Origin of the sequence: Burkholderia singularis (genome assembly GCF_001718875.1) — a bacterium.
GTDB classification, from domain to species: domain Bacteria; phylum Pseudomonadota; class Gammaproteobacteria; order Burkholderiales; family Burkholderiaceae; genus Burkholderia; species Burkholderia singularis.
This window is the reverse complement of record NZ_CP013448.1, coordinates 942,101-955,953: the sequence shown is the minus strand read 5'-3', so window position 1 is coordinate 955,953 and position 13,853 is coordinate 942,101. Positions and strand designations below refer to the sequence as shown.

At 66.4% G+C, this 13,853-nt stretch carries 13 protein-coding genes; 9 read left to right on the top strand and 4 right to left on the bottom strand.

The window, feature by feature from the left end; genetic code table 11:
• Positions 1–467 precede the first annotated feature (467 nt).
• The 8 genes from dusB to AQ611_RS04340 all read left to right on the top strand — a co-directional run bounded on the left by dusB (position 468) and on the right by AQ611_RS04340 (position 8,357).
• Complete coding sequence (gene dusB, locus AQ611_RS04375; RefSeq protein ID WP_069233802.1) at positions 468–1,532, top strand: tRNA dihydrouridine synthase DusB; 1,065 nt, start codon at positions 468–470, stop codon at positions 1,530–1,532.
• A complete protein-coding gene (locus tag AQ611_RS04370; RefSeq protein WP_004194052.1) occupies positions 1,529–1,762 on the top strand; it encodes a Fis family transcriptional regulator in 234 nt (77 codons plus the stop codon). Before dusB ends, AQ611_RS04370 begins: the two co-directional genes overlap by 4 nt.
• A 58-nt stretch (positions 1,763–1,820) precedes the next feature.
• Positions 1,821–3,398: a bifunctional phosphoribosylaminoimidazolecarboxamide formyltransferase/IMP cyclohydrolase gene (purH, locus tag AQ611_RS04365; protein ID WP_069233801.1), complete on the top strand. Its 1,578-nt coding sequence runs from the start codon at positions 1,821–1,823 to the stop codon at positions 3,396–3,398.
• Positions 3,399–3,608: 210 nt separating this feature from the next.
• Entirely contained in the window at positions 3,609–4,151 is a 543-nt protein-coding gene (gene ruvC, locus AQ611_RS04360) for a crossover junction endodeoxyribonuclease RuvC (protein ID WP_069233800.1), read from the top strand.
• A 187-nt stretch (positions 4,152–4,338) separates the two neighbouring features.
• A complete protein-coding gene (gene ruvA, locus AQ611_RS04355) occupies positions 4,339–4,920 on the top strand; it encodes a Holliday junction branch migration protein RuvA (protein ID WP_059515971.1) in 582 nt (193 codons plus the stop codon).
• 111 nt (positions 4,921–5,031) lie between these two features.
• Positions 5,032–6,102, top strand: a complete 1,071-nt coding sequence (gene ruvB, locus AQ611_RS04350; RefSeq protein ID WP_059515969.1) for a Holliday junction branch migration DNA helicase RuvB — start codon at positions 5,032–5,034, stop codon at positions 6,100–6,102.
• Between the two features lie 26 nt (positions 6,103–6,128).
• On the top strand, positions 6,129–7,085 hold the full coding sequence (locus AQ611_RS04345; protein ID WP_069233799.1) for an oxygenase MpaB family protein: 957 nt from the start codon (positions 6,129–6,131) through the stop codon (positions 7,083–7,085).
• Between the two features lie 105 nt (positions 7,086–7,190).
• A complete protein-coding gene (locus AQ611_RS04340; protein WP_069233798.1) occupies positions 7,191–8,357 on the top strand; it encodes a ParB/Srx family N-terminal domain-containing protein in 1,167 nt (388 codons plus the stop codon).
• A gap of 268 nt (positions 8,358–8,625) precedes the next feature.
• Here the strand turns inward: AQ611_RS04340 and AQ611_RS04335 are convergent, their stop codons facing one another.
• The 3 genes from AQ611_RS04335 to tyrS all read right to left on the bottom strand — a co-directional run bounded on the left by AQ611_RS04335 (position 8,626) and on the right by tyrS (position 11,187).
• Positions 8,626–9,288 carry a histidine phosphatase family protein gene (locus tag AQ611_RS04335; protein ID WP_069235130.1) on the bottom strand — a complete coding sequence of 221 codons (663 nt, stop codon included), beginning with the start codon at positions 9,286–9,288 and terminating at the stop codon, positions 8,626–8,628.
• Between the two features lie 26 nt (positions 9,289–9,314).
• Complete coding sequence (dtd, locus tag AQ611_RS04330) at positions 9,315–9,773, bottom strand: D-aminoacyl-tRNA deacylase (protein WP_069235129.1); 459 nt, start codon at positions 9,771–9,773, stop codon at positions 9,315–9,317.
• 172 nt (positions 9,774–9,945) lie between these two features.
• Complete coding sequence (gene tyrS, locus AQ611_RS04325; RefSeq protein WP_069233797.1) at positions 9,946–11,187, bottom strand: tyrosine--tRNA ligase; 1,242 nt, start codon at positions 11,185–11,187, stop codon at positions 9,946–9,948.
• A gap of 210 nt (positions 11,188–11,397) precedes the next feature.
• Between tyrS and AQ611_RS04320 the strand changes: the two genes are divergently transcribed.
• Positions 11,398–12,498 (top strand): anhydro-N-acetylmuramic acid kinase, encoded by a 1,101-nt coding sequence (locus AQ611_RS04320; RefSeq protein WP_069235128.1) that lies wholly within the window; start codon positions 11,398–11,400, stop codon positions 12,496–12,498.
• 60 nt (positions 12,499–12,558) lie between these two features.
• Here AQ611_RS04320 and AQ611_RS04315 read toward each other — a convergent pair whose 3' ends face one another.
• Positions 12,559–13,593 (bottom strand): ABC transporter substrate-binding protein, encoded by a 1,035-nt coding sequence (locus AQ611_RS04315; protein WP_197517125.1) that lies wholly within the window; start codon positions 13,591–13,593, stop codon positions 12,559–12,561.
• Between the last annotated feature and the right edge of the window lie 260 nt (positions 13,594–13,853).

Below are 13,853 nucleotides of genomic sequence, written 5' to 3'. Positions count from 1 at the left end.
CGACGCGCCGGCACGCTCGCCGGCGCCCGCCATAACCGGCGGAACATGCGCCGATATCGCGCCGCATCGCCCCGCCGCGCACGCTGCCGCTTGTCGACGGGCTGCGTTGCTTCGCTGCGTCGCTTCGTCATGCCTGCGATGCATAAACCGCTGCCCGGCTCGCGCGCCGATCGCCGCGAATCGTCGAAGCCCCGGGCAATCGCCAATGCCGTGCGCATCATCCGCCGTCGCACGGTGGCGCGACACGCTCGCCCGCACATTGCGTTGCCGCAAAAACGCCGCGATACGCCGCATTACCGCGAGCCGCCTGCCGCGACCATGCGCCGCGCCACTTTCGCGCCCTGTTCATCGCCGATTTAACGATCACCGACATTTGCACAATTCGGCGGCATCGGCGGTTACGGTAAAATGCGCGTTTTCCCGTCCGTCGACCTCCTGCCCGCACCCGTGCGGGCAGCCCCATTGCGATGCCCGTTCTCGGCTCTCACGTTCTGCGCAACAACCTGTTCGTCGCCCCGATGGCGGGCGTCACGGACCGGCCGTTCCGCCAGCTTTGCAAGCGCCTCGGCGCGGGCTACGCCGTGTCCGAGATGGTCGCGTCGAACGCGCAGCTCTGGAAGAGCGAGAAGACGATGCGCCGCGCGAATCACGCAGGCGAGGTCGAGCCGATCGCCGTGCAGATCGCCGGCGCCGACCCGGCGATGATGGCCGAAGCCGCACGCTACAACGTCGCCAACGGCGCGCAGATCATCGACATCAACATGGGCTGCCCGGCAAAGAAGGTTTGCAACGTCGCCGCGGGCTCCGCGCTGCTGCAAAACGAGCCGCTCGTCGCGCGGATCGTCGAGGCGGTCGTCGCCGCGGTCGGCACCGGGCCCAATGCCGTGCCGGTCACGCTGAAGATCCGCACCGGCTGGGATCGCGAGCACAAGAACGCCGTGACGGTCGCCAAGCTTGCCGAAGCGGCCGGCATCTCGATGCTGACCGTGCACGGCCGCACGCGCGCCGACCTGTACCACGGCGACGCCGAATACGAGACGATTGCCGCGGTGAAGGCCGCGGTGCGCATTCCGGTCGTCGCCAACGGCGATATCACGTCGCCGGAAAAAGCCAAGGCCGTGCTCGACGCGACGCACGCCGACGCGCTGATGATCGGTCGCGCCGCGCAAGGAAGGCCGTGGCTCTTTCGCGAAATCGATCATTTCCTGCAAACCGGCGAGCGAATGCCGCCGCCGCGCATCGACGAGATCCGCCAGGTCATGAACGAGCACCTCGAGGATCACTACGCGTTCTACGGAGAATTCACGGGCGTGCGCACTGCGCGCAAGCACATCGGCTGGTACACTCGCGGCCTTTCCGGCGCGAATGGGTTCCGGCACCGAATGAACACGCTCGATTCCACCCGCGAGCAGCTTGCCGCCGTCAACGAGTTCTTCGACGCGCAACAGGCGCTGTCCGATCGTCTCGTCTATGTCGACGAAGCGGACGGCGGCCGCGGCGGCTCGGGCGATTCCAACCAGTTAGCAGCATGAGCAAGCACAACATCGAACAATGCGTCCGCGACAGCCTGGATGGCTACTTCCGGGATCTCGACGGCTCCAATCCGCATGACGTCTACGAAATGGTGATGTCGTGCGTCGAAAAGCCGATGCTCGAAGTCGTGCTCGAGCAGGCGGGCGGCAATCAGTCGCTCGCCGCCGAGTACCTCGGCATCAATCGCAACACGCTGCGCAAGAAACTGCAGCAGCACGGCCTGCTGTAGTGCCGCGCGCGGCCGCGCCCCCGTTTTCCTGGTTATCCTGCCTATTGGTGGCTCCATCATGATCAAGCAAGCGCTCCTCTCCGTTTCCGACAAGACCGGCATCGTCGACTTCGCAAAAGCGCTGTCCGGGCTCGGCGTCAAGCTGCTGTCGACGGGCGGCACCGCGAAACTGCTCGCCGATGCCGGCCTGCCCGTCACCGAAGTAGCCGATTACACCGGCTTCCCGGAAATGCTCGATGGACGCGTGAAGACGCTGCACCCGAAGGTGCACGGCGGCATCCTCGCGCGCCGCGACCTGCCCGAGCACATGCGCTCGCTCGAGCAGCACGGCATCCCGACGATCGATCTGCTCGTCGTGAATCTGTATCCGTTTGTCGCGACGGTCGCCAAGGACGACTGCACGCTCGCCGAGGCGATCGAGAACATCGACATCGGTGGCCCGACGATGCTGCGCTCGGCGGCAAAGAACCACCGCGACGTGACGGTGATCGTCGATCCGGCCGATTACGCCGTGGTGCTCGACGAAATGAAGGCGAGCGGCAACGCGCTCAGCTACAAGACGAACTTCCGGCTCGCGACGAAAGTATTCGCGCACACCGCACAGTACGACGGCGCGATCACCAACTATCTGACGAGCTTGACCGACGAATTGCAGCACGCGTCGCGCCACACTTATCCGGCGACGCTGAACCTGGCGTTCGACAAGGTGCAGGATCTGCGTTACGGCGAAAACCCGCACCAGAGTGCGGCGTTTTATCGCGACCTCGCGGCGCCGGCCGATGCGCTCGCGAACTATCGCCAGTTGCAGGGCAAGGAACTGTCGTACAACAACATCGCCGATTCGGATGCGGCATGGGAATGCGTGAAGACGTTCGACGCTCCCGCCTGCGTGATCATCAAGCACGCGAACCCGTGCGGCGTCGCGCTCGGCGCGGATGCGGCCGAAGCTTACTCGAAGGCGTTCCAGACCGATCCGACCTCCGCGTTCGGCGGCATCATCGCGTTCAACCGTGAAGTCGACGAGGCCGCCGCGCAAGCGGTCGCCAAGCAGTTCGTCGAAGTGTTGATCGCACCGTCGTTCTCGGACGCCGCCAAGCAGGTGTTCGCGGCAAAGCAGAACGTGCGTCTGCTCGAAATCGCGCCGGGCGCCGCAGCGTCCAGCGACAGCCGTCCCTTCGATCTGAAGCGCGTCGGCGGCGGCCTGCTCGTGCAATCGCTCGACACACGCAACGTGCAGCCGCACGAATTGCGTGTCGTCACGAAGCGCCACCCGACGCCCAAGGAAATGGACGACCTGCTGTTTGCCTGGCGCGTCGCGAAGTACGTGAAGTCGAATGCCATCGTGTTCTGCGGCAACGGCATGACGCTCGGCGTCGGCGCGGGCCAAATGAGCCGCGTCGATTCGGCGCGCATCGCGAGCATCAAGGCGCAGAATGCGGGCCTCACGCTCGCCGGCTCGGCGGTCGCATCGGATGCGTTCTTCCCGTTTCGCGACGGCCTCGACGTCGTCGTTGCGGCGGGCGCGACCTGCGTGATCCAGCCGGGCGGCTCGGTACGCGACGACGAAGTGATCGCGGCGGCCGACGAGCACAACATCGCGATGGTGCTGACGGGCGTGCGCCACTTCCGCCATTGACGAACGGCTTGCGCGCTGCCCTCCGGCGCGCGCGACGCAAACCGGCGCCCCGGCGGCAACCCCGCCGGGTTTTTTATCGGCCCGCGCGCTTATCGGCGCTCGTGCGCCGCTGCTGCGCACCGCGCCGCTCGCCGGCACAGCGAGCGCGCACGCCTCTAGCCGCCGCATCATTCGTGTAGTATCGATCGCAGACAGTTTCCCCGTTTCTTCATGCGAATTCTCGGCATCGACCCTGGTTTGCGCGTCACCGGCTTCGGCGTGATCGACGTCAGCGGCCATCGGCTCGCGTATGTTGCGAGCGGCGTGATCAAGACCCCCACCGCCGATCTGCCGACCCGCCTCGGCACGATCTTCGACGGCGTCGCGACGCTGATCCGCGAACACTCGCCCGAGCAGGCGGCGATCGAAAAGGTGTTCGTCAACGTCAATCCGCAATCGACGCTGCTGCTCGGCCAGGCGCGCGGCGCCGCAATCTGCGGGCTGGTGTCGGGCGGTCTGCCGGTTGCGGAATACACGGCGCTGCAGCTCAAGCAGGCCGTAGTCGGCTACGGGCGCGCGACGAAAACGCAGATGCAGGAGATGGTTGCGCGCCTGCTGAATTTGTCCGGGCTGCCGGGCACCGATGCGGCCGATGCGCTTGGGATGGCGATTTGCCACGCGCACGGCGGCGGCACGCTCAACACGCTCGGCGGTATCGCGCCCGCGCTCGCGAAAAAAGGGCTGCGCGTGCGGCGCGGGCGGCTCGTCGGCTGAGCGCGACAAGCCGCGCGCTCGCGCCTGACCGCGCTGGCCGCCGATCGCGCCCCGCACCGCCGTTGCGCTGCGCGTCGGGCACGTTCGGCCGCACCTTCGGCGATCATATGCGATCGCGAGCGGCGTCGCGCCGCCCGCGTCGCGCGGTACGCTACACTCGCGGTTTCCGTCACGTGTCACCACCGCCATGATCGGTCGCATTGCCGGCATCCTCCTCGAAAAAAATCCTCCGCATCTCCTCGTCGACTGCAACGGCGTCGGCTACGAGGTCGACGTGCCGATGAGCACGTTCTACAACCTGCCGCACACCGGCGAGAAGGTCGTGCTGCTCACCCAGCAGATCGTTCGCGAGGACGCGCATCTGCTATACGGCTTCCTCACGCCGCAGGAGCGTTCGACGTTCCGCGAGTTGCTCAAGATCACGGGCGTCGGCGCGCGGATGGCGCTCGCCGTGCTGTCCGGGATGAGCGTCGCGGAACTGTCGCAGGCCGTCACGCTGCAGGACGCGGCGCGCTTGACTCGCGTGCCCGGCATCGGCAAGAAAACCGCCGAGCGCCTGCTGCTCGAACTCAAGGGCAAACTCGGCGCCGATCTGGGCGCGCTCGCAAGCGCCGCGTCCCCGTCGGACCACGCGACCGACATCCTCAACGCGCTCGTCGCGCTCGGCTACTCGGAAAAAGAAGCGCTCGCGGCAATCAAGAACGTGCCGGCCGGCACCGGCGTGTCCGAAGGCATCAAGCTGTCGCTCAAGGCGCTGTCGAAGGCATAGCCGTCACGGTGTGGCGCGGTGTCGGAACCCAGCTTCGCACGCCGGGCCCGGCCGGGCAATTAGGCCATTCGGCCGGATTGGACGACACGCGCCACGCGGTACAATGGCCGCATGATCGAAACCGACAAACTCGCCGCCGAGCGGATCATTTCCGCCACGCCCGCGTCTTCGCGCGAGGAGGCGTTCGAACGCGCGCTGCGCCCGCGCCAGCTTGATGAATACGTCGGGCAGGAGAAGGTGCGCGGCCAGCTCGAAATCTTCATCGAGGCCGCGAAACGCCGCGCCGAGGCGCTTGACCACGTGCTGTTGTTCGGGCCGCCCGGCCTCGGCAAGACGACGCTCGCGCATATCATCGCGCGCGAAATGGGCGTAAACCTGCGCCAGACATCCGGCCCGGTGCTCGAACGCGCGGGCGACCTTGCCGCGCTCCTCACGAATCTCGAAACGAACGACGTGCTGTTCATCGACGAGATCCATCGGCTGTCGCCCGTCGTCGAGGAAATCCTATATCCGGCGCTCGAGGATTATCAGATCGATATCATGATCGGCGAGGGACCGGCGGCACGCAGCGTCAAGCTCGACCTGCAGCCGTTCACGCTCGTCGGCGCGACCACGCGCGCGGGCATGCTGACCAATCCGCTGCGCGACCGCTTCGGGATCGTCGCGCGGCTCGAGTTCTATGACGCCGAGCAGTTGTCGCGAATTGTCAGCCGCTCGGCCGCGCTGCTGAACGCGCAGATCGATCCGATGGGCGCGCTGGAGATCGCCAAGCGCTCGCGCGGTACGCCGCGCATCGCGAACCGGCTGTTGCGCCGCGTGCGCGACTATGCGCAAGTGAAGGCCGACGGCAATATCACCGCGGCCATCGCGGACGCCGCGCTCGCGATGCTCGACGTCGATCCGGTCGGTTTCGACCTGATGGACCGCAAGCTGCTCGAAGCAATCTTGCACAAGTTCGACGGTGGCCCGGTCGGCGTCGACAATCTCGCCGCCGCGATCGGCGAGGAGCGCGACACGATCGAGGATGTGCTCGAGCCATACCTGATCCAGCAAGGCTTCTTGCAGCGCACGCCGCGCGGCCGCATCGCGACGCTGCTCACGTACCGGCATTTCGGGCTCGCCGCGCCGGACGCCGCGAGTGCCGTGCGCAATCTCTGGGACGCGCCCGACACCGGGCGCTGAGCCACGAACTCCCGGCGAGCCGATCGATGTCCGAGCCCCTGCGCAGGCACCCCGCCGCTCCGCCGATCAGCCATCCGTTCGTCGAACGCGTGCGCGCGCGCGTCGCGGGAGGCGTCACCTATCTGACGACGGACGGCGGCGGCCCGTCGCTCGACTATTCGTCGCCGCCCGGCGATCCTGGCCTGTTCGGCCCCGATTCGGTGTGCTGGAAGGTGCATGCGGACTTCACGTCGATGATGACGGGCGGCATCGCCGCATTGTTGCTGCAGGCGTTGCATCCGCTTGCGCTCGCGGGCGTCTGGGATCATTCGACGTTCCGCACCGACATCCTCGGCCGGCTGCGCCGCACTGCGACCTTCATCGCCGGCACCACATACGGCAGCCGTGACGACGCAATGCGGCTGATCGCGCGCGTGAAAGCGATTCACGAAGCCGTCGTCGGCACCGGAACCGACGGGCGCCCTTATCGCGCGAGCGATCCGGCGCTGCTGACCTGGGTGCACGTCGCCGAAGTCTCGAGTTTTCTCGCCGCGCACCTGCGTTACGTCAACCCGCGTCTGTCAGGCGCCGATCAGGATCGATACTACGAGGAAACCGCGCGCATCGCCGAGCTGCTCGGCGCGGCCGCTGTCCCCAAGACGCGCGCCGACGTCAGTGCCTATTTCGCCGCAACGCGCGCCGAACTCGACGCAAGCGAGCGCACGCAAGAGGTCGTGCGCATTTTGTTGAACGCGCCGGTGCCAAAGCCGGCGTTGCGCCCAGCGGCCTCGCTCTTCTTCAATGCCGGCATCGATCTGCTGCCTGACTGGGCGCAGCGGATGCTCGGGCTGTCGGCGCTCGCGCCGGTGCGCCGCGCGTTGGTGCGGCCCGGCGTGCGGATCGTCGCGCCGATGGTCCGCTGGGCGCTCGTCAACGGCGTATCGAAGCGCGCGCGCCGGCGCGTCGCCGCCGCGCCGGCAACGCCAGACCGAAGCAGCCAATAAGCCGACTTTCGGCATTATTTCAAACACCCGTCACATTCATTCGCGATGCTGACAATTTGTGTGCTCGTCAGCAGCGCACCGTCCACCTTCACACACTCACGCCCGATGCCACGTCTGCACCTCGTTTTCGCTGTTTTTCCGATCGTCGCCATGCTGGCCGGATGCGGCGGCGACGAGTTCTCCGCTGCTTCGTCGAACGTACTCGCCGCCCCGGCGGGCCCGGCATCCCGCGCCGACGGCGCGAAGCCGAGCCAGCAGCCCGGCGGCGCAGCGAATGCCGGCAATCCGGCACAACCGGCACAACCGGCACAATCAGAGCCCGAGCCAAGCAAATGGAAAAGCGCGCGCGCGGGCGACATGCTCGACGTAACGCTTGGCGATCTGCGTCCGACTCAAGGCGCGATCGGCTATGACCAGATCTATTACAAGCTCGGCCGCTACGAGCGCCAACCGGACAAGAAATTCGACGATTTCTGTGCGGACGAAGGGCTTGGCGGCATCGCACCGAACGGCTACGCCGCGCAATCCACGCTGCGCGACCCCGCGAGCTACCAATGCGCGGCGAGCGCCGATTCGCGCGAGCGCTCGGTCCTCAATCCCGTCGTCGTCGGCCCGAACGGCGACACGCTCTATGTAACCGACGGTCACCACGGCTTGTCGGCCTATTACGAAACGCCGGACGGCGGCGCGCCGCTGCACGTGCATGTCGTCGTCAAGGACAACCTCAGCGCCTATTCGGGCAACGCGTTCTGGCAGCAAATGCAAGACCGCGGCTATCTGCGGCTGAAGGACGGCGACGGCCAGCCGATCACGCCGGACCGGCTGCCCACCGGACTCGGCCTGAAGCTCGGCCTGCGCAACGACCCGTACCGGTCGCTCGTCTATTTCACGCGCGACATCGGCTACGCGAAGCCCGCTGGCGCAACCGACTACCTTGAGTTTTACTGGGCCGATTGGCTGCGCATGCAACCGGAAAAGTTCTCGCTCGCGAGCTACGACGTCACGCGCGCGGGCTCGACCGACCCGAACCCGGCAACGGCCGACACGGGCTATCTGAACGCTGTCTGGAATGCATCCGCCCGCATGGTCGCGTCAACCGATCCGGTGATCGACGGCAAGACGGGCGCCGACCTCGGGCGTGCCGATCAACTTAATGACGGCAAGAAATACAACAAGGGGGAATTCGACAAGCTGCGCCAGCCGATCACCGCCGACAAGCCGGGCAAGATAGCCTATGCGCTCGATTACAAGGCGCGTCACGGGCTGCGCTGACGCGCAGCGCGCGCCGCAGCAAAAGTGCGGCAATGCAATGCGACGCGCGCATCGCCGGTACGAGCGCAGGCAGTGCGGCCGCCCCCTCGCGAGGCGCGATAGCGAGTGAGTACGGCCGACGGCGGCCAATGCGCTGCCGTCGGCCCAGAAACCGGCCGTCGGAGCAGCCGCGTGCGGGTAAGCAATGACGGACGCAGACGATATGCACGCCGCGACGGCGCGCAGCGCCCCTTATCGTCCTACGCTGCGCGCCGCGCCCATCACCGCGTTACAGCACCTTCCGATATCCGTCGTCGTCGCTCGCGGCGCTCAAATGATCGACATCAGCCCAGCGCACGACGCGCGCCCGGCTGCCATCGTAATCAACCACATTCACGCTCGTATTCAGCAGCGCGTAGTGGCGCGGCGCGTCGAGCGGCAGGTCGTTCGCGAACCGGTAGACGCAGTCAAGCACGCCGCCGTGCGCGACGCACGCAATGCGCGCGCCCGGATGAGCGGCAACGATCCGCTCGACTTCGTGCAGCACACGATGGTAGAAAGCGCGCTGGGACTCGCCGCCTTCCGGCGCGAAACCCGGGTCACGCGTCTGCCAGCGTGCATACGCATCGGGAAAGCGCGCTTCGATCTGCGCGCTGTCATAGCCTTGGAACACGCCGTAAGCGCGCTCGCGCAGCCCCGCTGACAGCGTGAGCGGCAAACCGAGCGCATCGGCCGCCGGCTTCGCGGTCTGCTGCGCGCGCATCAAATCGCTCGAATAGATCGCATCGATGCGCACGCCCGCGCGCGCATCGCGCGCGAGCCGCTCGGCGAGTTGCGCGGCCTGCACAAGCCCCGTTTCGGCGAGCGGGATATCGATATGCCCTTGAATCCGCTTGATGCGGTTCCACTCGGTTTCGCCGTGCCGGATGAAGAAAATCTGCGTCGTGGCCATCGTCATCGTGGGGTCTCGCATCGGAATCAGGCGCGCACCTGCAGCCAGAACGTCACCGGCCCGTCGTTGACGAGCGACACCTGCATGTCGGCGCCGAACTCGCCCGTCGCGACGATCGGGTGGCGTGCGCGCGCGGCGCGCACGAAGTAGTCGAAAAGCCGTGCGCCGTCGGCGGGCGGCGCGGCGGGCGTGAAGCTCGGCCGCAGGCCGCTTGCCGTATCGGCCGCGAGCGTGAACTGCGACACGAGCAGCAGGCCGCCCGCGCGCCCCGCGCCGTCAAGGTTCGACACGGGCAGGTTCATCTTGCCCGCGGCGTCGCTGAACACGCGATAGCCGAGCACCTTGGCGAGCAATTTGTCGGCAACCGCTTCGGTATCGCCGCGCTGCGCACAGACGAGCGCGAGCAGCCCCGGCCCGATCTCGCCCGTCACGCGCTCGCCGACGCGCACATCCGCACGCTTGACGCGCTGGATCAGCGCGATCATGCCGCCGTCGCCCGCGACGGCGCCCGCCCGCGCGCCGCCGCGCTTGCCGCGCCCGCTTGCACGGTGCATGCGGGCACCGCCACGGCACACGTTTTCGCCATGCTCACGGCGCGCAGCGCGGCCGCGCACGCGCCGCCGCCGTGCCCCAACCGCCGGCCGGTGTGCCGCGCGCTCATGCGGTGAGCGTCACGCGCGCGAAGCGGCGCTTGCCGACCTGCACGACGAACTCGCCGGCCTCGACTTTCAGCGCCTTGTCCGACACCGTCGCGCCGTCGATCTTCACGCCGCCCTGCTCGATGTTGCGCAGCGCCTCGCTGGTCGACGGCACGAGCCCCGCCTGCTTGAGCAACCGGCCGATCGCAAGCGGCGCGCCGGCGAGCGTCACCGACGGGATATCGTCCGGCACGCCGCCCTTCGCGCGATGATTGAAGTCGTCGAGCGCACGCTGCGCATCCGCGCGCGAATGGAAGCGCTCGACGATCTCCTGCGCGAGCAGCACCTTGAAGTCGCGCGGATTGCGGCCGCCTTCGGCCTCGCGCTTGAACTGCGCGATCTCGTCGAGGCTGCGCAACGACAGCAGCTCGTAGTAGCGCCACATCAACACGTCGGAAATGCTCATCAGCTTGCCGAACATGTCGTTCGGTTTCTCGCTGATGCCGACGTAGTTGCCCTTCGATTTCGACATCTTCTCGACGCCGTCGAGCCCTTCGAGCAGCGGCATCGTCAAGATGCATTGCTGCTCCTGCCCGTACTGCTTCTGCAGCTCGCGGCCCACGAGCAGATTGAATTTCTGATCGGTGCCGCCGAGTTCGAGATCGGCATTCAGCGCGACCGAATCGTAGCCTTGCATCAGCGGATACAGAAATTCGTGGATCGAGATCGGCACGCCGCTCTGGAAGCGCTTCGTGAAATCCTCGCGCTCGAGGATCCGGGCGACCGTGTAGCGCGACGCGAGCTTGATCATCCCGTCCGCGCCGAGCGGCATCGACCATTCGCTGTTGTAGCGGATTTCGGTCTTCTCGCGCTCGAGCACCAGCGCCGCCTGCTCGAAATACGTCTTCGCGTTCGACTCGATCTGCTCGCGCGTAAGCGGCGGCCGCGTCGCGTTGCGGCCCGACGGATCGCCGATCAGCGAGGTGAAATCGCCGATCAGGAAAATCACCGTATGGCCGAGATCCTGCAACTGCCGCATCTTGTTCAGCACGACCGTATGGCCAAGGTGAATGTCGGGCGCGGTCGGATCGAGGCCGAGCTTGATGCGCAACGGCTTGCCCGTCGCCGCGCTTCTCGCGAGCTTGCCTGCGAATTCTTCCTCGATCAGCAGTTCGTCGACGCCGCGCTTCGTAACGGCGAGCGCGTGGCGGACTTCATCGGTGATCGGGAACGCTGGCTTCGAAGTGGGATCGGTGCTCATCGGTGCAGGAAAAAGAAATGTCGCAAAAAGAGCGATTTTCCCATAAGTTGCGGGTCGCCCGCTTAACGCCGCGCCCGCTTGCGCGGATAATCGGGCGCGATAGCGCGCGGCAACGCGCCCGCGCTGCTCAACCACGATTCCGGAGCGATCAACGTGACGTCCTCTCACACGCAACCCGGCCATCCCGCGGATGGCGTCTACTTCGGCCTGATGTCGGGCACGAGCATGGACGGTGTGGACGGCGTCGCCGTGCGGTTCGACGCCGGCAAGCCGCCAGCCGTGCTGGCTCAGGCGTTCGCCGATTTCGACGGCGCGCTGCGCGACGCGCTCTTCGCGCTACAGCAGCCGAGCGGCGACGAGATCGAACGCGAGGCGCTCGCCGCGAACGCGCTCGCCGCGCGCTACGCGGCATGTTGCCGCGCATTGCTGCACTCGGCCGAACTCGCGCCAGGCGACGTGCGCGCGGTCGGCGTGCACGGGCAGACCGTCCGGCATCGGCCGGAGCGCGGCTATACGCGCCAGATCAACAATCCGGCGCTGTTGGCCGAGTTGACCGGCATCGACGTGATCGCCGATTTTCGCAGCCGCGACGTCGCCGCGGGCGGCCAGGGCGCGCCGCTCGTACCGGCGTTCCATGCGACGATGTTCGGCTCTCCCGGCACCACACGCGTCGTCTGCAATCTCGGCGGCATCAGCAATATCACGATCCTGCCCGCGGCCGCTGCGCACGGCGGCACGGTGCGCGGCTTCGACTGCGGGCCCGCGAACGCATTGCTCGACGCATGGGCGGCGCGCCATCTGAGCCAGCCGTATGACGACGGCGGGCGCTTCGCGGCGCGCGGAACACCCGACGCCGCCCTCCTCGCCGTGCTCCTCGACGAGCCTTACTTTCGCGCGCCGCCACCGAAAAGCACGGGCCGCGACCTGTTCAACCCGGACTGGCTCGACGCGAAGCTGCGCGGCTTCGCCGCGCTGCCGGCGGAAAACGTACAAGCGACGCTCGTCGCGCTCACGGCCGAAAGCATTGCCGATGAAATCGCGCGGCACGCGCGCGATTGCGAGGCCGTCTACGTATGCGGCGGCGGGGCGCGCAACCCGGTATTGCTCGACGCGCTATCGGCCGCCGTCGCCGCGCGCGGGCTCGATGCGGCCGTCGACACGACAGCCGCGCTCGGCGTACCGCCGCAGCAAGTCGAAGCGCTCGCGTTCGCGTGGCTCGCGCGCCGCTTCGCCGCGCGCGAGCCGGGCAACCTGCCGGCCGTCACGGGCGCGGCGGGCGAGCGCGTGCTCGGCGCGTTGTATCCTCGCTGAGCCGGCGGCAAGGCCAGTCCCGCCGCGATCGATACGGCGCCGACGCACCGCCCGCCCCAGTCAGCGCGAGCCGGAAGCGGACGGCAGCAACCCGCCGACGCCGGTTGGATTCGGCCCTTGCACTTCGCCCACATACAGCGTCAGTTGCGCGCGAAAGCGCTCCACCTCCGCCCGATCGCTCATGAAACGCGCGAACGCCGCCGGGTCCGTATTCCGATAGGTCCAGATCGGCTGATATCCCGCCGCGGGCGCCACATCGCTTCTGATTGGCCATTGCGTGGTCAGATCGCTGCTCTGGAATTCGCGGGACAACAGCCAGTTCACGTACAGCTTCGCGGTGGCGGGATGACGCGTATTCTTGAAAATAGCCGCCGTCTGCGGCCAGGTCATGAACGTGTCCTGCGGCGTGACATAGCGCGCGGTGCTGCCCGCGGGCGCTTTCAGCGGCCACCATGCGTCGAGACTGACCGCGTACTTTCCCGACGCCACATCCTGCCCGGCACCGACCGAGCCGCGCCTGAAATACGGCCGCTGCGCGATCAAATCGTCCAGATATGCCCATCCGTACTGCTGGACGATTTGGTGGAAAATGAACAGCGCCGCATCGTCGTCATTCGGATAAGTCAGCACGATCTTGCCCTTGAATCTCGGCTGCAAAAGATCGCGCGCGGTACGCGGCACCTCGCCCGCCGGCACGAGCGTCGGATTGACGACATAGCCGAGACTGAAAATTCCGATACCCGTGTAATAGCCTTCCGGATCTTTCAAATCGACCGGTATGTTCCGCCATCCGATCGGCGGAACATAACGCAAAAGCACACCCTCCCGTTTCCAGCGAGGGAAATCCTGCAATGTCTGCAAATGCGCAACGTCGACCGATAATCTATCGCGCGCGATTTGATTATCGATGCGCGCATCGTGGAATTTACTGAGATCCGTGATAATCGCGATTTTTACGCCGGGAAAACGCTGTTGAAAGCGCGTCACCACGCCATCCCAGGCATTGGCCGTATCGCCGCCGGCATAGACGGTCAGCGCGCCGCCTTCGGCCAGTGCATCGTGATAAAGCTGATTCAGGATTACGGTTTCGCCCACCGAAACCTGATCGGCCCCGCTCGCATTCGATATCGATATGACAAATGCGAAAACCACCATCCATAATTTTTTCATTAACCCTCCGCAATTTTATTGAATTCAATTTTCCAGCGCGGCCAGCTTATATCAGCCTGCTTCGATAATTGAATAACCGGAGGAAATTCATTTTTTCCCGCTGACTTCATTCACGCCCGGGTGTCCCGGCTCGCCCCGAGCCGGCACGCCGGCTCGCTGCTGCCGCAGTCCCGATACAATGAACG

What these genes read in the sequence shown, in the direction of transcription:
- purH (WP_069233801.1), top strand. Translation starts at nt 1,821, where the DNA reads ATGATCAAGCAAGCGCTCCTCTCCGTTTCCGACAAGACCGGCATCGTC.
- AQ611_RS04340 (WP_069233798.1), top strand. Translation starts at nt 7,191, where the DNA reads ATGCCACGTCTGCACCTCGTTTTCGCTGTTTTTCCGATCGTCGCCATG.
- dtd (WP_069235129.1), bottom strand. Translation starts at nt 9,773, where the DNA reads ATGATCGCGCTGATCCAGCGCGTCAAGCGTGCGGATGTGCGCGTCGGC.
- AQ611_RS04335 (WP_069235130.1), bottom strand. Translation starts at nt 9,288, where the DNA reads ATGGCCACGACGCAGATTTTCTTCATCCGGCACGGCGAAACCGAGTGG.
- ruvA (WP_059515971.1), top strand. Translation starts at nt 4,339, where the DNA reads ATGATCGGTCGCATTGCCGGCATCCTCCTCGAAAAAAATCCTCCGCAT.
- AQ611_RS04345 (WP_069233799.1), top strand. Translation starts at nt 6,129, where the DNA reads ATGTCCGAGCCCCTGCGCAGGCACCCCGCCGCTCCGCCGATCAGCCAT.
- tyrS (WP_069233797.1), bottom strand. Translation starts at nt 11,187, where the DNA reads ATGAGCACCGATCCCACTTCGAAGCCAGCGTTCCCGATCACCGATGAA.
- AQ611_RS04370 (WP_004194052.1), top strand. Translation starts at nt 1,529, where the DNA reads ATGAGCAAGCACAACATCGAACAATGCGTCCGCGACAGCCTGGATGGC.
- dusB (WP_069233802.1), top strand. Translation starts at nt 468, where the DNA reads ATGCCCGTTCTCGGCTCTCACGTTCTGCGCAACAACCTGTTCGTCGCC.
- ruvC (WP_069233800.1), top strand. Translation starts at nt 3,609, where the DNA reads ATGCGAATTCTCGGCATCGACCCTGGTTTGCGCGTCACCGGCTTCGGC.
- AQ611_RS04320 (WP_069235128.1), top strand. Translation starts at nt 11,398, where the DNA reads ATGTCGGGCACGAGCATGGACGGTGTGGACGGCGTCGCCGTGCGGTTC.
- ruvB (WP_059515969.1), top strand. Translation starts at nt 5,032, where the DNA reads ATGATCGAAACCGACAAACTCGCCGCCGAGCGGATCATTTCCGCCACG.